19 protein-coding genes are annotated in these 20,178 nt (G+C 60.5%); 10 read left to right on the top strand and 9 right to left on the bottom strand.

Features of this window, described 5'->3' with window-relative positions; genetic code table 11:
* Positions 1–132: 132 nt before the first annotated feature.
* Positions 133–555 carry an HD domain-containing protein gene (locus tag AC0IXA_RS05170; protein ID WP_024013327.1) on the bottom strand — a complete coding sequence of 141 codons (423 nt, stop codon included), beginning with the start codon at positions 553–555 and terminating at the stop codon, positions 133–135.
* A gap of 158 nt (positions 556–713) precedes the next feature.
* On the opposite strand from AC0IXA_RS05170, the gene AC0IXA_RS05165 reads away from it, so the two are divergent.
* The gene (locus AC0IXA_RS05165; RefSeq protein WP_471812041.1) at positions 714–1,145 is read left to right on the top strand and encodes a hypothetical protein; all 432 of its coding nucleotides are present in this window, start codon (positions 714–716) and stop codon (positions 1,143–1,145) included.
* 66 nt (positions 1,146–1,211) lie between these two features.
* On the opposite strand, the gene AC0IXA_RS05160 is transcribed toward AC0IXA_RS05165, so the two are convergent.
* The 5 genes from AC0IXA_RS05160 to AC0IXA_RS05140 all read right to left on the bottom strand — a co-directional run bounded on the left by AC0IXA_RS05160 (position 1,212) and on the right by AC0IXA_RS05140 (position 6,914).
* Positions 1,212–1,496, bottom strand: coding sequence for a hypothetical protein (locus tag AC0IXA_RS05160; RefSeq protein ID WP_071172832.1), 285 nt, complete (start codon positions 1,494–1,496; stop codon positions 1,212–1,214).
* Positions 1,497–1,638: 142 nt separating this feature from the next.
* A complete protein-coding gene (locus tag AC0IXA_RS05155; RefSeq protein ID WP_011333561.1) occupies positions 1,639–2,187 on the bottom strand; it encodes a cupin domain-containing protein in 549 nt (182 codons plus the stop codon).
* Between the two features lie 341 nt (positions 2,188–2,528).
* On the bottom strand, positions 2,529–3,812 hold the full coding sequence (locus tag AC0IXA_RS05150) for an NAD(P)/FAD-dependent oxidoreductase (protein WP_122603010.1): 1,284 nt from the start codon (positions 3,810–3,812) through the stop codon (positions 2,529–2,531).
* Positions 3,813–3,860: 48 nt separating this feature from the next.
* Positions 3,861–5,351, bottom strand: a complete 1,491-nt coding sequence (locus AC0IXA_RS05145; RefSeq protein WP_471812038.1) for an aldehyde dehydrogenase — start codon at positions 5,349–5,351, stop codon at positions 3,861–3,863.
* A gap of 186 nt (positions 5,352–5,537) precedes the next feature.
* Complete coding sequence (locus AC0IXA_RS05140; protein WP_348971021.1) at positions 5,538–6,914, bottom strand: glutamine synthetase family protein; 1,377 nt, start codon at positions 6,912–6,914, stop codon at positions 5,538–5,540.
* Positions 6,915–7,196: 282 nt separating this feature from the next.
* On the opposite strand from AC0IXA_RS05140, the gene AC0IXA_RS05135 reads away from it, so the two are divergent.
* The 5 genes from AC0IXA_RS05135 to AC0IXA_RS05115 all read left to right on the top strand — a co-directional run bounded on the left by AC0IXA_RS05135 (position 7,197) and on the right by AC0IXA_RS05115 (position 12,543).
* Entirely contained in the window at positions 7,197–7,958 is a 762-nt protein-coding gene (locus AC0IXA_RS05135; protein WP_471812036.1) for a gamma-glutamyl-gamma-aminobutyrate hydrolase family protein, read from the top strand.
* Between the two features lie 369 nt (positions 7,959–8,327).
* Positions 8,328–9,470: a polyamine ABC transporter ATP-binding protein gene (gene potA / locus AC0IXA_RS05130; protein ID WP_024013333.1), complete on the top strand. Its 1,143-nt coding sequence runs from the start codon at positions 8,328–8,330 to the stop codon at positions 9,468–9,470.
* Positions 9,467–10,381 (top strand): ABC transporter permease subunit, encoded by a 915-nt coding sequence (locus AC0IXA_RS05125; RefSeq protein ID WP_024013334.1) that lies wholly within the window; start codon positions 9,467–9,469, stop codon positions 10,379–10,381. Before potA ends, AC0IXA_RS05125 begins: the two co-directional genes overlap by 4 nt.
* The gene (locus tag AC0IXA_RS05120; RefSeq protein WP_016775182.1) at positions 10,378–11,250 is read left to right on the top strand and encodes an ABC transporter permease subunit; all 873 of its coding nucleotides are present in this window, start codon (positions 10,378–10,380) and stop codon (positions 11,248–11,250) included. Before AC0IXA_RS05125 ends, AC0IXA_RS05120 begins: the two co-directional genes overlap by 4 nt.
* 195 nt (positions 11,251–11,445) lie before the next feature.
* Positions 11,446–12,543 (top strand): polyamine ABC transporter substrate-binding protein, encoded by a 1,098-nt coding sequence (locus tag AC0IXA_RS05115; protein ID WP_095182000.1) that lies wholly within the window; start codon positions 11,446–11,448, stop codon positions 12,541–12,543.
* 244 nt (positions 12,544–12,787) lie between these two features.
* Here the strand turns inward: AC0IXA_RS05115 and thpR are convergent, their stop codons facing one another.
* A complete protein-coding gene (gene thpR / locus AC0IXA_RS05110; protein ID WP_281893671.1) occupies positions 12,788–13,327 on the bottom strand; it encodes an RNA 2',3'-cyclic phosphodiesterase in 540 nt (179 codons plus the stop codon).
* A 107-nt stretch (positions 13,328–13,434) separates the two neighbouring features.
* On the opposite strand from thpR, the gene AC0IXA_RS05105 reads away from it, so the two are divergent.
* Positions 13,435–13,629: a hypothetical protein gene (locus AC0IXA_RS05105; protein WP_110600946.1), complete on the top strand. Its 195-nt coding sequence runs from the start codon at positions 13,435–13,437 to the stop codon at positions 13,627–13,629.
* A gap of 65 nt (positions 13,630–13,694) precedes the next feature.
* Here AC0IXA_RS05105 and AC0IXA_RS05100 read toward each other — a convergent pair whose 3' ends face one another.
* Together AC0IXA_RS05100 and AC0IXA_RS05095 are read right to left on the bottom strand one after the other, a co-directional pair.
* Complete coding sequence (locus AC0IXA_RS05100) at positions 13,695–14,837, bottom strand: HlyD family secretion protein (RefSeq protein WP_110600944.1); 1,143 nt, start codon at positions 14,835–14,837, stop codon at positions 13,695–13,697.
* Positions 14,834–16,489 (bottom strand): MFS transporter, encoded by a 1,656-nt coding sequence (locus tag AC0IXA_RS05095; RefSeq protein WP_471812032.1) that lies wholly within the window; start codon positions 16,487–16,489, stop codon positions 14,834–14,836. Before AC0IXA_RS05095 ends, AC0IXA_RS05100 begins: the two co-directional genes overlap by 4 nt.
* Before the next feature lie 309 nt (positions 16,490–16,798).
* Here AC0IXA_RS05095 and AC0IXA_RS05090 point away from each other — a divergent pair, with 309 nt between their 5' ends.
* The 3 genes from AC0IXA_RS05090 to AC0IXA_RS05080 all read left to right on the top strand — a co-directional run bounded on the left by AC0IXA_RS05090 (position 16,799) and on the right by AC0IXA_RS05080 (position 20,128).
* Positions 16,799–18,094: an OprD family porin gene (locus AC0IXA_RS05090; protein WP_341637207.1), complete on the top strand. Its 1,296-nt coding sequence runs from the start codon at positions 16,799–16,801 to the stop codon at positions 18,092–18,094.
* Between the two features lie 272 nt (positions 18,095–18,366).
* Positions 18,367–19,191: an NAD-dependent epimerase/dehydratase family protein gene (locus tag AC0IXA_RS05085; RefSeq protein WP_110645549.1), complete on the top strand. Its 825-nt coding sequence runs from the start codon at positions 18,367–18,369 to the stop codon at positions 19,189–19,191.
* A 43-nt stretch (positions 19,192–19,234) separates the two neighbouring features.
* A complete protein-coding gene (locus AC0IXA_RS05080) occupies positions 19,235–20,128 on the top strand; it encodes an SMP-30/gluconolactonase/LRE family protein (RefSeq protein WP_471812029.1) in 894 nt (297 codons plus the stop codon).
* The last annotated feature ends 50 nt before the right edge of the window (positions 20,129–20,178 follow it).

The raw sequence follows: 20,178 nt of genomic DNA, 5'->3' as shown, positions 1-20,178 counted from the left end.
CCATTCCCTGGTAGGAGCTGCCGAAGGCTGCGATCTTTTGGGACGCAGAGCGTCCCCGGCTGCATTCCCACGCAGAGCGTGGGAACGATCAGATCGCAGCCTTCGGCAGCTCCTACAGGGGGATTTGCATTCCTATGCGCGAAGGCGTGCAATCGCCCGCCGATATTTCTCGATCCGCTCCAGATCCTCCCAACTCGGCGAGGCAATCCGCGAGATATCGCTGTTCTCTTCCAGATCCGCCAGCTTCACCACCCGGCCGATCGGGTTTTGCGCGGCACGATCAACAAAGTCCTCGTAGGACTCGCCCGGCACTTTGGTCACCGCTGCAATCGCCGCCAGCACCTCTTCGCTGAAACCTTCCCCGCGCAAATCATCCAGACTCACCCCGCAATCCTCGACCACATCGTGCAGCACAGCGACGATGCGCTCCTCCAGCGTATTCATGCGCAACATGACTTTCAGCGGATGCAGAATGTACGGCGCCCCGCCCTTGTCCACCTGCCCGGTGTGGGCCGTGGCGGCAATGGCGATAGCGCGTTCGAGGGTTTGGGCCATGGGGGTCGAATCCTGCGCTGAATGTTTCTGATTGTTGCGCAGTGTACGCGAAGATCGCTCAGCGCAAACCGATTGAACCTTGCCCGCCCTCGCCGCCTCGAAACCAGACAAGCGCCAAATCACCGATCAGACGCGGCGCCATTGGAGAGGAATTGCCGATGAAAACCCGACTGCTGCTCCTGATCGCCACATTCGCCATCATCCCCACCTGCGTCATGGCCGAAGGCTGCGACGTCCAGACCCGCTCCTCCAGCGCCTCGGTGCCAGCGGTGGAAACCCACAGCTGCTACGAATACGAAGGCATGCCGGTGGACTCCATCAACTGGTCCTGCAGCAACGAAAGCAAGGACACCCTCAACGCCACCAAGAAAAAAGTCGATCGCTGCGACGACCACTACGAGGCCACCTGCACCGCCCGCCTCACCCAGGAATCCCTGGCCAACCCGCACTCGACCAGCAAAGACAAAAGCGCCAAACCGATGAACATGCCCGACAACGCCAAAGTCACCACGTATTACTACGACGGCGGGCACCTGGCGCAAGCGAAGATTGATTGTGAAAACAGTGGCGGCAACTGGAAGGCTAAATAGCCTCGGTTATCGATGATTGATAAAGAGCCCGGCTTGATGCCGGGCTTGCTGTATCTGCAAACAGCTTCAACCCTCACCAGCACCGCTGCTGGTGCCGCTGTCGTTCGATTGCTTCGAACCACTGGGCTTGGAACCCGAAGGTGTTGAGCCATCATTGTTGGTGGTGTTCCCCTGAGTGCCTTTGGGCACGGTGGCGCCATTGGAATGAATGTCTTCCGGCGCACTCGGATTGGTTTGGCTATTGCCGTCGTTAGCAGTGGGTGCCGGAGTTTCGCTGGCGGCTGTTGCGTAGAGCGAGGTGGCGGATAACAGCGTGGCCAGGGTGAATGCTGCGAGACTGGATTTATGCATGTCGGCGGTTCCTTTGCGGGGGTGAGTTATGCATTGGAAACGCGTGCGCGGGGAAAATGCGGGAGGGCTGACGAATGGCAGGAACAAACAACCCGACACCCCCTAAAAGATGCCGGGTCAACAAACAATATGCGTTATCCGATCAGAAATTCGCCGGCGTATTCGCACTGATAATCTCAGCCTCATCCGCGCCGATATTGCGGAATTTATGCGGCAACGTCGTCGGAAAGTAATAACCATCCCCCGCACTCAACACACTCACCTGCCCGTCCACGGTTAGTTCTACCGTGCCGCGCGTGACCAGCCCGCACTCTTCGCCTTCGGCATGCACGATCGGCTCTTCGCCGGAGCTGGCGCCGGGGGCGTATTGTTCGCGGAGCAGGCGCATCTGCCGGCTAGGAACGGAGGCGCCGATGAGCAGCAGGCGCAGGCCGTGGCGGCCGAGGTCGGGTTGTTCGTTGGCGCGGAATACGTATTGGTGTTCGCGCGGGGGCTGGTCGAAGGTGAAGAAGTCGGCCAGGGACATCGGTATGCCTTCGAGCAGCTTTTTCAGCGAGCTGACGGAGGGGCTGACGCGGTTCTGTTCGATCAGCGAGATGGTCGCGTTGGTCACGCCGCTACGCCGGGCGAGCTCGCGCTGGGAGAGTTTGTAGCTTTCGCGTACTAGTTTGAGTCGAGAACCCGTATCCATGACTGCCTTATGTAAAAGGGGCGATGGGGGTGGGTGGCGGGTGACGCGCAGGTCGCGCGGATCACGTTGCTCCCGTGTCCCGGAACCGTGAAAGGCGGCTATTAAATCACGTTTGCCGGTGTTGCTCAGCAGGTTCGATGGATGGTGCGGCAAAAGTCCTGCTGGCCTTGGCAATACAGTCACTGTGGGAGCGAGCCTGCTCGCGAAAGCGTAGTGTCTGGCGAATCGATGTCGCCTGATATGGCCTCTTCGCGAGCGGGCTCGCTCCCACAGTGGACATCAGTGGTTTTGCATAAGTGAAAAACCGGCGGGGTCTTTCGGACCGTCGCCGGTGAGGTCAATCAGACGCCGAAGCGGTCGCGCAGGGAGTAGTAGACGGCACCCAGAGCGGTGAGCGGTGCGGAGAAGGTGCGGCCGCCGAGCATTGGCATGTGCGGTAGCGAGGCGAAGGCGTTGAAGCGTTCGGCGTCGCCGCGGATCATTTCCGAGATCAGTTTGCCGGCCAGGTGCGAGCAGGTGACGCCGTGGCCGCTGTAGCCCTGCATGTAGTAGGCGTTTTTTTCGATGCGGCCGAATTGCGGCATGCGCGACATGGTCAGCAGGAAATTGCCGGTCCAGCGGTAGTCGATTTTCACGTCCTTGAGCTGCGGAAAGGTCTTGAGGATCTTCGGCCGGATCAATTGTTCGATATCGTCCGGTTCCCGCGCACCGTAGACCACACCACCACCGTAAAGCAGGCGGTTGTCAGCGGTCAGGCGGTAGTAATCCAGCAGGTAGTTGCAATCTTCCACGCAATAGTTGTTGGTGATCAGACTGCGCGCCTGCTGCTCGGTCAGCGGTTCGGTGACAACGATCTGCGAGCCGCACGGCATGCTTTTCGCGGTGACGCGGTTGTCGAGACCTTGCGGCAGATAAGCATTGCCGGCGATCAGCAGGTATTTGGCGCGGACCAGGCCTTTGGCGGTGCGCACGGTGATCGGCTCGCCGTAGGTAATTTCCACCGCCGCCGATTGCTCGTAGATCTTGCCGCCCAAACGCACGATGGCGGCGGCTTCCCCTAGCGCCAGATTCAACGGATGGACGTGGCCACCCTGCATGTCCAGCAAGCCGCCAACGTAAGCGTCGGAACCCACTTCGCGACGAATATCCGCTGCATCGAGCATCTTCAGATTGCGGTTGCCGTAGCGTTCCCAGTTGCGCTTCTGCTCGGCCAGGCCGTTGAGCTGTTTCTTGTTCATCGCTGCGAAAATACCGCCCGGGCGGTAGTCGCACTTGATGTCGTAATCCTTGATGCGCGAACGAATGATATCGGCGCCTTCGAAGATCATGCTGCCGAGGATTTCTGCAGTCTTGTCGCCGTAGCGCTCTTCGATGACATCGACGTCGCGGCTGTAGGAGTTGACCAGTTGCCCGCCATTGCGCCCGCTGGCGCCGTAGCCGACTTTCGCCGCTTCCAGCACGGTGACTTTGTAGCCGGCTTCGCTGAGGAACAGTGCCGAGGACAGGCCCGTGTAGCCGGCGCCGATGATGCAGACATCGCAGTCCACTGCCTCTTCGAGAACCGGGAAGTCGATGACTTCGTTGCGGGTGGCGGCGTAGTAGCTGTTTACGTGTTGCTGTTTCATAGGTTTCTCCGAGGGCCGCCAACAGGGACGGCCGCCGCTGTAAAAGAATCAGAGCTTGATCCAGGTCGCTTTCAGTTCGGTGTACTTGTCGAACGCATGCAGCGATTTGTCGCGGCCATTGCCCGATTGTTTGAAGCCACCGAATGGCGCAGTCATGTCGCCGCCGTCGTACTGGTTGACCCAGACGCTGCCGGCGCGCAGGCCGCGGGCGAAGATGTGCGCCTTGCTCAAGTTGCTGGTCCACACCCCGGCGGCGAGGCCGAAGATGCTGTCGTTGGCGATCTGCAGGGCTTCTTCGGCAGTGTCGAAGGTGATCAGCGACAGCACCGGGCCGAAGATTTCTTCTTGGGCGATAGTCATCGCATTGGTCACGCCGTCGAAAATCGCTGGCTGCACGTAGAGGCCGCCGGTTTCTTCGAGGGTGCGTTGGCCGCCGGCAATCAACTCGGCGCCCTGCTCGCGGCCGATGCTGATGTAGCTCAGCACGTTATCCAGTTGACGCTGGTCGACCACGGCGCCGACGGTGGTCGCCGGATCCAGTGCGTGCCCCGGTTTCCACGCTTGCAGCGCTTCCACCAGCAGCGGAATGAACTGCTCGCGAATCGAGCGCTCGACCAGCAGACGCGAGCCGGCAGTGCAGACTTCGCCCTGGTTGAAGGCGATGGCACTGGCTGCTGCCTGGGCTGCCGCGCGCAGGTCCGGGGCGTCGGCGAACACCACGTTCGGGCTCTTGCCGCCGGCCTCGAGCCAGACGCGTTTCATGTTGCTCTGCCCGGCATAGATCATCAGCTGCTTGGCGATCGCCGTGGAGCCGGTGAAGGCCAGCACGTCGACGTCCATGTGCAACGCCAGCGCCTTGCCGACGGTGTGACCGTAGCCCGGCAGCACGTTAAACACGCCCTTCGGAATACCCGCCTCCAGCGCCAGTTGCGCGATGCGGATGGCAGTCAGCGGTGATTTTTCCGAAGGCTTGAGGATGAACGAGTTTCCCGCCGCCAGCGCCGGGGCAAACTTCCAGCTGGCCATGATCAGCGGGAAATTCCACGGCACGATCGCTGCGACCACACCCGACGGCTCACGGGTGACGAGGCCAAGTTGGTCGTGCGGCGTGGCGGCGACTTCGTCGTAGATCTTGTCGATGGCCTCGGCGCTCCAGCGGATCGCGTTGGCGGTCGCCGGGATGTCGATGCTCATCGAATCGCTGATCGGTTTACCCATGTCGAGGGTTTCCAGCAGCGCCAGTTCTTCCTGATGTTGCAGGATCAGATCGGCGAAGCGGATCAGCACGCGCTTGCGCTCGGCCGGGGCTTTTTTTGCCCAGATGCCGGAGTTGAAGGACTGGCGCGCCGCTTCGACGGCCAGATTGGCGTCGGCTTCATCGGTGCTGGCGACGGCAGCAAGAATGCGGCCATCGACCGGGCTCAGACATTCGAAGGTGTCGCCGCTGAGTGCCGGGCGATATTCACCGTCGATGAAGGCGCGGGATTCGATGGACAGGGACTGGAAGCGTTGTTCCCAGTCGTTGCGGGTTGTGGTCATTGTTTTGAGCTCGACAAGGGGGAATTGGGCGACGGCGGGTGATCACCCACTCATCCAAATTGATAACCCGATCCCCTGTGAGAGCGAGCCTGCTCGCGAAAGCGTCGTGTCAGGCAACAAAATTCTGACTGACATACCGCATTCGCGAGCAGGCTCGCTCCCACATTGGATCGGTGGTGTCTGTGATCACACCGTATGCAGATACCAGTTGTACTCAAGATCAGAAATCGAGTTCTCGAACTCGGCCAGCTCGCTTTCCTTGCACGCGACGAACACGTCGATGTACATCGGGTCGATGTAGCGCGCCATGACTTCGCTGTCGTCGAGCTCGCGCAAGGCGTCGCGCAAGTTGTTCGGCAGGCTCTGCTCGTTCTGCTCGTAGCTGTTGCCTTCGACCGGGGCGCCGGGCTCGATCTGGTTGGTCAGGCCGTGGTGGATGCCGGCCAGCACCGAAGCCATCAGCAGGTACGGGTTGGCATCGGCACCGGCGACGCGGTGTTCGATGCGCACGGCATCCGCCGAACCGGTCGGCACGCGCACGGCCACGGTGCGGTTGTCGATGCCCCAGCTCGGCGAGTTCGGCACATAGAATTGCGCGCCAAAGCGGCGGTACGAGTTGACGTTCGGGCAGAGGAAGGCCATTTGCGCCGGCAGGGTCTCGAGCACACCGCCGATCGCGTGACGCAGTGCGGCGTTCTGCTCGGGATCCTCGCTGGCGAAGATGTTGTTGCCTTCTTTGTCGAGAATCGAAATGTGCACGTGCAGACCGTTGCCGGCCTGGCCCGGATACGGCTTGGCCATGAAAGTCGTGTCCATCTCGTGGTCGTAGGCGATGTTCTTCACCAGGCGCTTGAGCAGCACCGCGTAATCGCAGGCCTTGATCGGGTCGGAGACGTGATGCAGGTTGACTTCGAACTGCGCCGGGGCGCTTTCCTTGACGATCGCATCAGCGGGAATGCCCTGCTCCTTCGCGCCTTCGAGGATGTCTTGCAGGCAGTCAACGTATTCGTCGAGATCGTCGATCAGGTAGACCTGGGTCGACACCGGACGCTTGCCGGATACCGGTGAGCGTGGCGATTGCGGACGGCCATTCACGTTGTCCTGGTCGATCAGATAGAACTCGAGTTCGAACGCCGCGCAGATGGTCAGGCCGAGGTCGTCGAATTTGCGCACAACGTTGGCCAGCACTTCACGCGGGTCGGCGAAGAACGGCTGGCCTTCGATCTCGTGCATGGTCATCAGCAGTTGTGCGGTCGGGCGTTTTTGCCACGGCTCGATGCTCAGGGTGCTGGGGATCGGATAACAGATGCGATCGGCATCGCCGATATCCAGGCCCAGGCCGGTGCTTTCCACCGTCGAGCCGTTGATGTCCAGCGCAAAGAGCGACGCCGGCAGGTTGATGCCTTTTTCGTACACCTTATGAAGACTGGTGCGTTCGATGCGCTTGCCGCGCACCACACCGTTCATATCCGCAATCAGAAGGTCGACGTACAAAACCTCAGGATATTTCTTAAGGAATGCGTTGGCTTCGTTGAGTTGAACGGTACGCAGAGGGACCGACATGATGCACCTATTTAGCTGTTAATTATTATGTTCACCACTGTGTTGCGCAGCCAGTCAATCCGAAAGGCAAAGTGAAGTCAATAGCGAACACCCTGCCCTGCAGCCTTTATTTTTCGGGCTTTTCTTAACACTCTCGTGCCATATCCGCCGGCAAACCCCGGTAAACCTGAGCAATTTGATGAACGGCGTTTAGAATTTTTTACATGGCAGTTGTTAATTAAAATCAACGAGGCTAAGCTCCGGAAAAGCTCGTTCAAGTGACAGACTTCGAGGTGAATAAAAATGGCATTCAAGCCATTGATCGGCGTTACTGCGTGCGTCAAACAGATTGGCCTGCACCCCTATCACATCAGCGGCGACAAGTACGTACGTGCTGTCAGCGTTGGCGCTGAAGGGTTGCCAGTGGTCATTCCTTCCCTCGGCAACCTGACTGAAATCGAAGACCTGCTCGCTCAGCTCGACGGTCTGTTGCTCACCGGCTCTCCCTCGAACGTGGAGCCCTTCCACTATCAAGGCCCGGCCAGTGCCCCCGGCACGGATCATGATCCGGCCCGCGACGCCACTACCCTTCCTTTATTGCGTGCAGCCATCGCGGCGGGCGTTCCGGTGCTCGGTATCTGCCGTGGTTTCCAGGAGATGAATGTGGCGTTCGGCGGCAGCCTGCATCAGAAGGTGCACGAGCTGCCCGGCATGCTCGATCACCGTGAAGCCGACAGCCCGGATGTGGCGGTGCAATACGCTCCGGCCCATGCGGTCAGCGTGATCGCTGGCGGTGTGTTCGAAGCGCTGGAGCTGCCCGACGAATTTCAGGTCAATTCGATTCACAGCCAAGGCATCGACCGCCTCGCTCCCGGCCTGCGTGCTGAAGTCGTGGCACCGGACGGTTTGATCGAAGCGATCTCGGTCGAGCACAGCCCGACCTTCGCCCTCGGCGTGCAATGGCATCCGGAATGGCAGGTGCTGGACAACCCGAACTACCTGAAGATTTTCCAGGCGTTCGGCGCAGCGTGCCGGCAACGGGCGGCGAAGCGCAGTCAGCGCTGACGCAATCCCAAACCAGATAACGATTTACTGCCCCCACGGCTGGCGGGTGTGCGTTTGCACATCCGCCCGTCGTGAACCGCAACACCCGTGATAACAACAAGTACGACCCAGGCAGCCAGGACGGCGGCGCCGAACAAGCCGGATCGGCACGGACAAAGGCCACTCAGGTCAACGCATATCCCCTGTGGTAGCGAGCCTGCTCACGAAAGCGGTGTATCAGCAAACGATGATGTCGACTGACACTCCGTATTCGCGAGCAGGCTCGCTCCCACAGGTTCTGCGCCAGCTGACAGGCATTCCGGACCGCTCCGCAATCCACTTAAGCCCGGCCACATTGGCCAGGCACACGACACCTGTTGGGAGTTTCACATGGCAAACGCCTCCAGCACTTACCGCAAGGCACTCGAAGGTCAGCAGCAACCGAAAAAGGTGCTGGTGAAAGTCGATCGTGTCACCAAGAAGTTCGACGAAACCGTGGCCGTGGACGATGTGTCCCTGGAGATCCATCAGGGCGAGATTTTCGCGCTGCTGGGCGGTTCCGGTTCGGGCAAATCGACGCTGCTGCGCATGCTTGCCGGTTTCGAGCGGCCGACCGAGGGGCGGATTCTGCTCGATGGCGTGGACATCACCGACATGCCGCCGTACGAGCGGCCGATCAACATGATGTTCCAGTCCTACGCGCTGTTCCCGCACATGACCGTGGCGCAGAACATCGCCTTCGGCCTCAAACAGGACCGTTTGCCGGCCAGCGAAATCGATGCCCGCGTCGAAGAAATGCTGCGGCTGGTGCACATGACCCAATACGCCAAGCGCCGCCCGCACCAGTTGTCCGGCGGCCAGCGTCAGCGCGTGGCGCTCGCCCGCTCGTTGGCCAAACGGCCGAAACTGTTGCTGCTCGACGAGCCGATGGGTGCGCTGGATAAAAAGCTGCGTTCGCAGATGCAGCTTGAGCTGGTGGAAATCATCGAGCGCGTCGGCGTGACCTGCGTCATGGTCACCCACGACCAGGAAGAAGCCATGACCATGGCCCAGCGCATCGCGATCATGCACCTGGGCTGGATCGCGCAGATCGGCAGCCCGGTGGACATTTATGAAGCGCCGGTCAGCCGCATGGTCTGCGAATTCATCGGTAACGTGAACGCTTTCGACGGCACTGTGGTGGAAGATCTCGAAGGCCACGCGATCATTCACAGCCCCGACTTGCAGCAGAAGATCTATGTCGGTCACGGCGTCAGCACGTCGGTACAGGACAAGTCGATCACCTACGCCATCCGCCCGGAAAAAATGCTCGTCAGCACCACCCAACCGGAGTTCCGCTACAACTGGTCCGAAGGCAAGGTCCACGACATCGCCTACCTCGGCGGCCACTCTGTGTTTTACGTCGAGCTGCCCGGCGGCAAGATCGTCCAGTCGTTCATGGCCAATGCCGAACGCCGTGGCGCGCGGCCGACCTGGGACGACAAGGTCTACGTCTGGTGGGAAGATGACAGCGGCGTGGTGCTGCGCTCATGAGAACTTTCAATCAGCAATTCTTGCGCCTGGTGCCCAGCGGACGAAAACTGGTGATCGGCATTCCGTTCATCTGGCTGTTCCTGTTTTTCATGCTGCCGTTCTTTCTGGTGATGAAGATCAGCTTCTCGGAAGCCGCGCTGTCGATCCCGCCGTACTCGGAGATCTACACCTTCGCCGAACAGAAATTCCAGCTGCTGCTGAACATCGGCAACTACACCCTGCTCGGCGAAGACGAGCTGTACCTGTCCGCATACCTCGGCTCGCTGAAGGTCGCGGCACTGAGCACGCTGATGTGTCTGGTGATCGGCTTCCCGATGGCCTACGCGATCACCAAGACCGGCAAGGAAACGCAAAACGTCCTGCTGCTGTTGATCATGATGCCGACCTGGACGGCGATCCTGATCCGCGTGTATGCGTGGATGGGCATCCTCAGCAACAACGGTCTGCTCAACGGGTTCCTGATGTGGACCGGGCTCACCGATCACCCGATCGAGATCCTCAACACCAACACTGCGGTGTACATCGGCGTGGTCTATGCCTATCTGCCGTTCATGGTCCTGCCGCTCTACGCCAACCTGGTCAAGCACGACAACAGCCTGCTGGAAGCCGCGCAGGATCTGGGTTCGAGCAACTTCAACAACTTCTGGAAGATCACCGTGCCGCTGGCCAAGAACGGCATCATCGCCGGTTGCATGCTGGTGTTCATTCCGGTAGTCGGCGAGTTCGTGATCCCGGAACTGCTGGGCGGCCCGGAAACGCTGATGATCGGTCGCGTGCTGTGGCAGGAGTTCTTCAATAACCGCGACTGGCCGGTGGCTTCTGCGCTGGCGGTGGTGATGCTGTTGATCCTGATTGTGCCGATTCTGCTGTTCAACCGCAGCCAGGCCAAAGAGATGGAGGCACGGGGATGAAACGCTTCAACTTTTCCAAGTTCATGCTGATCTTCGGCTTGATGTTCATTTATCTGCCGATGCTGATTCTGGTGATCTACTCGTTCAACGCCTCGAAACTGGTGACGGTGTGGGGCGGCTGGTCGATCAAGTGGTATGTCGGCCTGCTCGACAACACGCAACTGATGGGCTCGGTGCTGCGCTCGCTGGAAATCGCCTGCTACACCGCGATTGCCGCTGTGGCACTGGGGACGCTGGCGGCGTTCGTGCTGACGCGGGTGACGCGCTTCAAGGGTCGCACGCTGTTTGGTGGCCTGGTGACCGCGCCGTTGGTGATGCCGGAAGTGATCACCGGCCTGTCGCTGTTGCTGCTGTTCGTGGCGATGGCGCAACTGATCGGCTGGCCGCAGGAGCGCGGCATCGTCACCATCTGGATCGCCCACACCACCTTTTGTGCCGCTTATGTGGCGGTGGTAGTCTCCGCGCGCCTTCGCGAGCTGGATCTGTCAATCGAAGAAGCGGCGATGGACCTCGGCGCCAAACCATTCAAAGTGTTTTTCCTCATCACCATTCCCATGATCGCGCCGTCGCTGGCCGCCGGCGGGATGATGTCGTTCGCCTTGTCGCTGGATGATCTGGTGCTGGCGAGTTTTGTCTCCGGGCCGGGCTCGACGACGCTGCCGATGGAGGTGTTCTCGGCGGTGCGCCTGGGCGTGAAGCCTGAGATCAACGCCGTGGCCAGCCTGATTCTGCTGGCAGTGTCGCTGGTGACTTTCCTGGTCTGGTATTTCGGCCGCAAGGCAGAAGCCAATCGCAAACGGGCGATTCAGGAAGCGATGGATCAGACCGCAAACGAGTCGTGGCAACAGCCGGCAGCGGCGACTGCCTGAGCAACACCGATGAACAACTGTGGCGAGGGGATTTATCCCCGTTGGGCTGCGAAGCGGCCCCTGCAGTTCTACCTGAAGACTCCGTATTCAGGTTTTGCGACTGCTTCGCAGCCCAGCGGGGATAAATCCCCTCGCCACAAGGTTCAAGTGCACCGAGCTTTTGTTTTGTTGAATAAGAAGAAGGGAGTTGTACCGATGAAAATGTTTGGCAGGACTCTGCTGACACTGTCCTTAATGGGCGCAATGGTCATGGGCGCCCAGGCCAACGACAAGGTGCTGCGTGTTTACAACTGGTCCGATTACATCGCGCCGGACACCGTGAAAAAGTTCGAAGACGAGACCGGCATTCGCGTGACCTACGACGTCTTCGACAGCAACGAAACCCTGGAAGCGCGCCTGCTCGCGGGCAAATCCGGCTACGACATCGTCGTGCCGTCGAACAGTTTTCTGGCCAAGCAGATCAAAGCCGGCGTCTACCAGCCGCTGGACAAATCGAAGCTGCCGAACTGGAAGAATCTCAACCCGGTGCTGCTGAAAAACGCCGCCGCCAGTGATCCGGACAACGCGCACGCGTTCCCGTACATGTGGGGCTCGATCGGCATCGGTTTCAATCCGGCGAAGGTCAAGGAAGTTCTCGGCGCCAACGCCCCGACCAACTCCTGGGACTTGCTGTTCAAACCGGAGAACGCGGAAAAGCTCAAAGCCTGCGGCATCAGTTTCCTCGATTCGCCGACCGAAATGCTCCCGGCCGCCCTGCACTATCTGGGCTATCCGGTGAACGACAAGGACAAGGCGCACATCGCCGAAGCCGAAGCGCTGTTCATGAAAATCCGCCCGTACGTGGCGTATTTCCATTCCTCGAAATACATCTCCGATCTGGCCAACGGCAACATCTGCGTAGCGGTCGGTTACTCCGGCGACGTCCTGCAGGCCAAGGCTCGCGCGGTGGAATCGGGCAACAACGTGGTGATCGACTACAGCATTCCCAAGGAAGGCGCCGGCAGCTTCTACGACATGGTCGCCATCCCCCGGGATGCGGCGAACGTCGACAATGCCTACCTGTTCATGGACTTCCTGATGCGCCCGGACATCATTGCCGAAGTCACCAACAGCATCGGCTACAGCAACGCCAACGCAGCGGCCACGCCATTGGTGGACGAAGCGATCCGCAACGAACCGGGCTCGTATCCTTCGCAAGCGGTGATGGCGACTTTGTATGCAGTGCCGGATCAGCCGATTGCCACGCAGCGGATCATGACGCGCGGCTGGACGCGGGTGAAGCTCGGGAAATAAAAACAGCGATGATCAAAATGTGGGAGCGAGCCTGCTCGCGAAGGCGGTAGGACAGGCGACGAAAATATTGGATGTGCCGACGCTTTCGCGAGCAGGCTCGCTCCCACAATGAAGCAAAGCAGTGCTGAAAATTTTCCGTTCACGCAGCGCCTTACCACCGCTGCACCCTGCTCTGAACGGCCTCACCCGGCTCCCTCGGCTCGGGTGAATTTGCAGGCGCCTTCGGGCGCCTTTTTTTGTCCGTTCAGATCAGCGGCCAGTCCTGCAAAACCCGATAGCGACCCTTGTGCGATTCGAACAAGGCGAAGCGTTCCGCGCGCAGAAAGAACTCCGGTGGCGTGCGCGCTTCCGGCTCCGGCGCGCGGTATTCGCGGGCCAGCGTCAGGTGCGGGCGGAACTCGTGGGTGGGCTCGTCAAAACCGAACGGCAGCATCGCCTGCTCCAGCGCGTAGACCAGGCGCAACAACGCGGGCGGCGCCTGTTCCGGTGCCAGCGATAGCACACCGGGGCGATGCCAGACCTGCAAGCGATCCAGCGCAATGCGCAACGTTTCGCCGGGAATACGCACACTGCCCGCTGCTTCGCAGACGCCGTGAATCTGCGCCAGCGGCACCGCACCGAGAAACAGCAGAGTCAGATGAAAGTTATCCGCCGGCACCGGTTTGCCGCTGCGCAGGCCCAGTTCTGCGCGCCACTGGGCGATTGCCTTGCGCTGCGCCGGTGGGCAATCCAAAGCGAAAAACAGCCGTTTCGACGGTTCCTGCCTGCGCACTTCATCGATCATCGCCCTGCCCCCCATATCGTCATGATCGCGCCGATTCTACACAGCCTGTTCTGACGACTCGCAACAGGAAGCTATAGTTCAAGGATTGCCATCAACCGGAGGCTGCCATGCGCGAGATCCTCAGCAAAGAACCCTGGTGGGCCCGGCCACCGCATCCCGGACAGGACGAAAGCGAACTGGAATGGGGTTGGCTGGTGCATTACAGCGAAGGCGAACCGCGCTTCGAATTCGTTCGCGAGAGACCCAGCGACGAGCAGATCCGCAACCGCAAAAGTTGCCGGGTCACTCCCTCGGCCGAGTGAATAGAGCCCGTGCGCACTAATCCTGTGAGAGCGAGCAGGCTCGCTCCCACAGGGTCATGCATTGATCAGTGGGGTTGGGTGTCGCCGGCGGCGGTGTCGATGCTGACAACCACTGACATCCCCGGCCGCAAGCGTTCTTCTTCCTGCTGATCGGGATCGATGGTGATGCGCACCGGCACGCGCTGGGCGATCTTGACGAAGTTACCGGTGGCGTTGTCGGCCTGCAGCAAGGCGAATTCAGAACCGGTGCCCGGCGAAATATGCTGCACGTGGCCGGTGAATCTGCGGTGGTTCAAGGCGTCGACGGTGAAGCGTACCGGTTGCCCGACCCGCACGTTGGCCATCTGGGTTTCCTTCATGTTGGCGATCACCCACTTCTGGTCCGGGACCAACGCCATCAGCTGCGCGCCGGAGTTGACGTAGGCCCCCAAGCGCACGCCGATCTGCCCGAGCTGGCCGTCGCGCGGGGCGACAATTCGCGTGTTCGACAGATCGATCCGCGCCAGTTGCACCGCAGCTTCAGCACTGGCCACGGCGGCCTCCAGCGAGCCGCGATTGACGATCACCGTTTGCAGATCCTGCCGGGCGATTTCCAGATTGGCCTTGGCCTGCGCCACAGAAGCCGTGCTCTGCGCGTTGGCAGCGAGGGTCACGTCGAATTCGCGCTTGGACACCGAGCCGTCGCGCACCAGTTCCTGATTACGCCGCAGATCCGCCTCGCTCTTGCGCAACTGCGCCTGGCTGTCGGCGAGCACCGCCTGACGCAATTTGATCGTCGCTTCGGCGCTGTTGCGCTGCTGCACGACGTTGGCCAATCCGGCTTTCTGCACCGCCAGTTGTGCCAGGGACTGGTCGAGGCGTTGCTGATAAATGCGGTCGTCCAGACGCACCAGCAGGTCCCCGGCCTTGACGTACTGGAAGTCCTGCACCGGCACCTCGAACACATAGCCGCTGAGCTGCGGACCGATGATCGTCACCTGCCCGCGAATCAAGGCGTTTTCGGTGGTTTCGACCGCACTGCTGAATGGCGGCAGTTGCCACGCATACAGCACGATCAGCACGCCGACGATGGCGATTGCGGCAAAGCCCAGCGAAGAGATGATCCGCACCCGCAGCGAACGCGGCGCGGTATTCGGTGACGATGGCGGCGCCTCCCCTTCAGGCGTGGCGGCGATGGCGTTGGTGGTTGTGGTGGTCGGTTCGGTCATGAAGAAGTGGCACCGCTGGGTGGTACGGAAGGTGTCGGCTCAATGGCTTTGGTGGTGCTCATCAGCCACAACGCGCGAATCGAAAGCCAGATCATGGTCAGGACGGCAATGACCGCAATCAGCATGAAGACATCGTTATAGGCCAGCACGTTCGCTTCGCGTGTCGCCGCATTGGCGAGGCTGCGCATGCCGGCCAGATTGCGCAGGCTCGGGTCGGCGAGCAAACCGCCGAACGCCGAGCCGCCGTTCTGCACTCGCGCAGCCACCAAGGGATCGGACATCACCAGATGATCGACGATGTGGCTGGAATGGTACTTCTCCCGCACGATCTGAAAAGTGCCAAGCAACGCCGCGCCGAGCAGTCCGCCGAGGTTGTTGCAGATCCCGAACAGCACGGAAAAACTCACCAGGTTGCGCGGATTGGTCAGCACGTTGCGCGTGCCGAAGACCATGGTCGGGCCGAGAAAAAACGTACTGCCGAACGCCAGCAGGAACTGGCTGAAATACATGTTTTCGGGGCGGGTCAGGTTGTTCGAGAAGCTGTCCATCACCGAACCGGTGGCCATCAGCGCCAAGGAAATGATCAACGGCATCAGCAGGTGTTTGGGATCGATGGTCAACGCGCTGGTGGCAAGCCCGGCGATGCTGCCGATCAGCATCACCACATACAGACTGTGCAATTGCTCATAGCCCATGTTGAGGTTCTGCATGAAACCGACCGCGCCGGTGGATTGCTCCGAGGTGACCATGCGAATCAGGGTCACCGCCAGCGCGAGGCGGATCATCGTTCCGCTGCCCAGCCAGCGGGTCATCAGCATCGGGTTGCTGCGGTTATGCTCGATGGCCAGGCCCATGATGATCAGCGCGATCGAACAGGCCAGCGCCACGCCGATCCAGTCTGCCTCCAGCCACCAGTCGATCCGCCCCAGCGACAGCACCGCGCACAACAACGCTACACCCGTGGCGAGGATGGCGAAGGTGAGGAAATCGAGTTTTTCAAAGGTTTTGAAGCGGTCACCGGGCGGCAATTTCAGTAGCAAGACACAGCCGAGTGACAGCAGGGCCATGCCCAATTCGAACAGGTACAAACCGCGCCATTCGGCGATCTGCAACAGGTCTTCGGAAAACAGCCGCGCCAGCGGTAACGCCAATTGCGACGTGCCGAGGCCGAGCACCAACGCTTTGAGCCGCCATTTCGCCGGGAACGCCTGGACCATGTAATACAGACCCAGCGAGCTCAGTGCCGCACCGACCATGCCGTGGGCAGCCCGCACCGCCACTGCCGAGTTGAGATCGTTGACGAACAAATGGCCGAAGGTCACTAGGGCATACAGCACCAGAAACACCTCGGTGAACGCGCGCAAGCCAAACTGCTGGCGAAACTTCACCAGCAGCAGGTTCATCGACACGTTGGTCATCACATACGCCGCCGGCAGCCAGGCCATCTCCGCCGTGGTCGCGCCGAGCGAGCCTTGCAGGTAAGGCAGGTTGGCAACCACCAACGAGTTGCCCAACCCACCAGTCACCGCTACCAGCACGCCAACCGCCGCATAAGCCAGGCGCTTGGGCGTGGAGTGCAGAGGTGTCGACGGAGAACCGGGCAGGCTGGGCTTTTCGTGGGGTTGCCAGTTGCGCGGGGCGTATTTATCCATGGATCGGCCTGGTGCTGGGGGTAGAGGAAGTTTGCCGCAATTTGACGGGCAATACACGACTCGACGGACACCAAGGAACCCGGTGGGAGCGAGCCTGCTCGCGAAAGCGCTGTGTCAGTCGACAACTTCATTGAAGGAAAGTCCGCATTCGCGAGCAGCCTCGCTCCCACAGGGGTTCTGCGTCGCATGGGAGGTCATCGCATAACTTCCAGTTGACAATCCCCGTAAATCTGGGAAATATCCGCATCGATGTTGTACGACGACGTATGACAAATAATAAAAACAACAAACGATCCAGGGAGCGTCACAGTGAGCCCACTCGCCCGCAATTCCGTCCGCCCGTCACGTTTTGCCCATTTCAAACCGCGTTCGACCCTCAGCCTGATCGGTTGCAGCAGCCTCGCTCTGGCCCTGCCGATGAGCGCCGATGCCGAAGGCTTTCTTGACGACAGCAAAGCCACGCTGAACCTGCGCAACGCCTACTTCAACCGCAACTTCGTCAACCCGGCCAATCCGCAGGGCAAGGCTGAAGAATGGACGCAGAACTTCATTCTCGACGCCAAATCCGGCTTCACCCAGGGCACCGTCGGCTTCGGCCTCGACATCCTTGGCATGTACTCGCAGAAGCTCGATGGCGGCAAAGGCACTGGCGGTACGCAGTTGTTGCCGATTCATGATGACGGTCGCCCGGCCGACAATTTCGGTCGCCTCGGCGTGGCGCTGAAAGCCAAAGTCTCGAAGACCGAATTGAAAGTCGGTGAATGGATGCCGGTGCTGCCGATCCTGCGCTCTGACGATGGCCGCTCCCTGCCGCAGACCTTTCGCGGTGGCCAGATCACGTCCACCGAGATCAACGGCCTGACCGTTTACGGCGGCCAGTTTCGTGGCAACAGCCCGCGCAACGACGCGAGCATGGAAGACATGTCGATGAACGGCCGCGGTGCGTTCACCTCCGATCGCTTCAACTTCGGCGGCGGCGAATACACCTTCAACGAAAAGCGCACCATGGTCGGCGTGTGGTACGCCGAGCTCACCGACATCTACCAGCAGCAGTATTTCAACCTCAGCCACAGCCAGCCGATGGGCGACTGGACGCTGGGCGCCAACCTCGGTTTCTTCACCGGCAAGGAAGACGGCAGCGCTCAGGCCGGCGATCTCGACAACAAGACCGCGTTCGCCCTGCTCTCGGCAAAGTATGGCGGCAACACCTTCTACGTCGGCCTGCAGAAACTCACCGGCGACGATGCCTGGATGCGCGTCAACGGCACCAGCGGCGGCACCCTGGCCAACGACAGTTACAACGCCAGTTATGACAACGCCAAAGAGCGCTCCTGGCAGGTGCGTCACGACTACAACTTCGTTGCGCTGGGCGTGCCTGGCCTGACCCTGATGAACCGCTACATCAGCGGCGATAACGTGCACACCGCCACCACCAATGACGGCAAGGAATGGGGCCGCGAATCGGAGCTGGCCTACACCGTGCAGAGCGGCCCGCTGAAGAACCTCAACGTGAAATGGCGCAACGCGACCATTCGCCGGGACTTCAGCACCAACGAATTTGACGAGAACCGGATTTTCATCAGCTATCCGATTTCGTTGTTGTAACGGTTGGCGGTTTACCCTGTGGGAGCGAGCTTGCTCGCGAAAGCGCCGGACCAGTCGATTTGTTCTGACTGGCACACCGCATTCGCGAGCAGGCTCGCTCCCACAAGGGAATTGCATTGCAAGGCAGGTATCGGGTCTTGAGAAAATGAATCGCCCCTTCCGTCATCTACACCAAAAGTCGCGTTGACAAGATCCGGAAACCCTACCGATACTTCAGCGCAGTCATACGACAACCTACAACAAACCTAATAACAATGTGTTCAGGGATTGCCATGACGTCTACCTCTACCCCCCGCGCTCCTTTCAACCGCCTGCTGCTGACCGGTGCCGCCGGCGGCCTGGGCAAAGTGCTGCGCGAACGCCTGCGCCCTTACGCCAATGTGCTGCGCCTGTCCGACATCGCCGCCCTCGCCCCGGCCGTCGATGACCACGAAGAAGTCGTGCTCTGCGACCTCGCCGACAAGCAAGCCGTGCATCAACTGGTCGAAGGGGTCGATGCGATCCTGCATTTCGGCGGCGTTTCGGTCGAGCGCCCGTTCGAAGAAATCCTCGGTGCCAACATCAGCGGCGTGTTCCACATTTACGAAGCGGCGCGCAAGCACGGTGTGAAGCGGGTGATCTTCGCCAGCTCCAACCACGTCATCGGTTTCTACAAACAGGACCAACAGCTCGACGCCACTTCAGCGCGTCGTCCCGATGGTTACTACGGCTTGTCCAAGTCCTACGGCGAAGACATGGCCAGTTTCTACTTCGATCGCTACGGCATCGAAACCGTCAGCATCCGCATCGGCTCCTCGTTCCCCGAACCGCAAAACCGCCGGATGATGCACACCTGGCTGAGCTTCGACGATCTCACGCAACTGCTCGAACGCTCGCTGTACACACCGAACGTCGGCCACACCGTGGTCTACGGCATGTCCGCCAACAAAGACGTCTGGTGGGACAACCGCTACGCCAGCCACCTCGGTTTCGAAGCCAAGGACACCTCGGAAGTGTTCCGCGACAAGGTCGAAGCGCAACCGATGCCAGCCGACGATGACCCGGCGCGGATCTATCAGGGCGGCGCTTTCGTCGCAGCAGGCCCGTTCGGCGACTGACCGTTCGACTTGATCCCCTCCAATAAAAACCATGGGAATGAGTATGCAAGCCGAATTGATCGTCGACGCCCGCAACGCGGTCGGTGAAAGCCCGGTCTGGGTGCCGCAGGAAAACGCTCTGTACTGGGTCGATATTCCCAACGGCGGACTGCAACGCTGGAGCGCTGACACTGGCCATGTTGCCTCGTGGAAGGCCCCGGAAATGCTCGCCTGCATCACCCGCCACCGCAGTGGTGGCTGGGTCGCTGGCATGGAAAGCGGCTTCTTTCGCCTGCACCCGCACAGCGACGGCAGCCTCGACAGCGAATTGCTCGCGACTGTCGAGCACAGCCGCGCCGACATGCGCCTCAACGACGGTCGCTGCGATCGCCAAGGGCGTTTCTGGGCGGGCAGCATGGTGCTCAACATGGGCCTGAACGCGCCTGAAGGCCGGCTCTATCGCTACAGCGCCGGGCAGACGGGCGTGATCGAAGCGCAGCTGGATGGCTTCATCGTGCCCAACGGCCTCGCTTTCAGCCCTGACGGCAAAACCATGTACCTGTCGGATTCGCACCCCAATGTGCAACTGATCTGGGCCTTCGATTACGACACCGAGACCGGCACGCCATCGAATCGCCGAATCTTCGTCGACATGAATCATTTCCTCGGCCGCCCCGATGGCGCCGCCGTGGATGCCGAAGGCTGCTACTGGATCTGCGCCAACGACGCCGGCCTGATCCACCGCTTCGCCCCGGACGGCCGACTGGATTTCTCGCTGGAAGTACCGGTGAAGAAACCGACCATGTGCGCCTTCGGCGGCAGCAACCTGGACACCTTGTTTGTCGCCTCGATTCGCCCCGGCGATGACCACGACCCGCAATCCCTGGCCGGCGGCGTGTTCGCCCTGAAGCCAGGCGTCAAAGGCCTCGCCGAACCGCAATTCAACGATTTGCTTTAGACCCTCTGCTGCACCGCTGCGCCTTGAACACAAAAATAACAAGACTGGAG

Source organism: Pseudomonas sp. AC083, from assembly GCF_979253165.1.
Note: the sequence above shows the minus strand (reverse complement) of the source record. Positions and strands in the feature narration are given on the sequence as shown.

Bases quoted from the DNA above. Each gene is read 5' to 3' on its own strand.
- AC0IXA_RS05170 (WP_024013327.1), bottom strand. From the start codon at position 555: ATGGCCCAAACCCTCGAACGCGCTATCGCCATTGCCGCCACGGCCCAC.
- AC0IXA_RS05165 (WP_471812041.1), top strand. From the start codon at position 714: ATGAAAACCCGACTGCTGCTCCTGATCGCCACATTCGCCATCATCCCC.
- AC0IXA_RS05160 (WP_071172832.1), bottom strand. From the start codon at position 1,496: ATGCATAAATCCAGTCTCGCAGCATTCACCCTGGCCACGCTGTTATCC.
- AC0IXA_RS05155 (WP_011333561.1), bottom strand. From the start codon at position 2,187: ATGGATACGGGTTCTCGACTCAAACTAGTACGCGAAAGCTACAAACTC.
- AC0IXA_RS05150 (WP_122603010.1), bottom strand. From the start codon at position 3,812: ATGAAACAGCAACACGTAAACAGCTACTACGCCGCCACCCGCAACGAA.
- AC0IXA_RS05145 (WP_471812038.1), bottom strand. From the start codon at position 5,351: ATGACCACAACCCGCAACGACTGGGAACAACGCTTCCAGTCCCTGTCC.
- AC0IXA_RS05140 (WP_348971021.1), bottom strand. From the start codon at position 6,914: ATGTCGGTCCCTCTGCGTACCGTTCAACTCAACGAAGCCAACGCATTC.
- AC0IXA_RS05135 (WP_471812036.1), top strand. From the start codon at position 7,197: ATGGCATTCAAGCCATTGATCGGCGTTACTGCGTGCGTCAAACAGATT.
- potA (WP_024013333.1), top strand. From the start codon at position 8,328: ATGGCAAACGCCTCCAGCACTTACCGCAAGGCACTCGAAGGTCAGCAG.
- AC0IXA_RS05125 (WP_024013334.1), top strand. From the start codon at position 9,467: ATGAGAACTTTCAATCAGCAATTCTTGCGCCTGGTGCCCAGCGGACGA.
- AC0IXA_RS05120 (WP_016775182.1), top strand. From the start codon at position 10,378: ATGAAACGCTTCAACTTTTCCAAGTTCATGCTGATCTTCGGCTTGATG.
- AC0IXA_RS05115 (WP_095182000.1), top strand. From the start codon at position 11,446: ATGAAAATGTTTGGCAGGACTCTGCTGACACTGTCCTTAATGGGCGCA.
- thpR (WP_281893671.1), bottom strand. From the start codon at position 13,327: ATGATCGATGAAGTGCGCAGGCAGGAACCGTCGAAACGGCTGTTTTTC.
- AC0IXA_RS05105 (WP_110600946.1), top strand. From the start codon at position 13,435: ATGCGCGAGATCCTCAGCAAAGAACCCTGGTGGGCCCGGCCACCGCAT.
- AC0IXA_RS05100 (WP_110600944.1), bottom strand. From the start codon at position 14,837: ATGACCGAACCGACCACCACAACCACCAACGCCATCGCCGCCACGCCT.
- AC0IXA_RS05095 (WP_471812032.1), bottom strand. From the start codon at position 16,489: ATGGATAAATACGCCCCGCGCAACTGGCAACCCCACGAAAAGCCCAGC.
- AC0IXA_RS05085 (WP_110645549.1), top strand. From the start codon at position 18,367: ATGACGTCTACCTCTACCCCCCGCGCTCCTTTCAACCGCCTGCTGCTG.
- AC0IXA_RS05080 (WP_471812029.1), top strand. From the start codon at position 19,235: ATGCAAGCCGAATTGATCGTCGACGCCCGCAACGCGGTCGGTGAAAGC.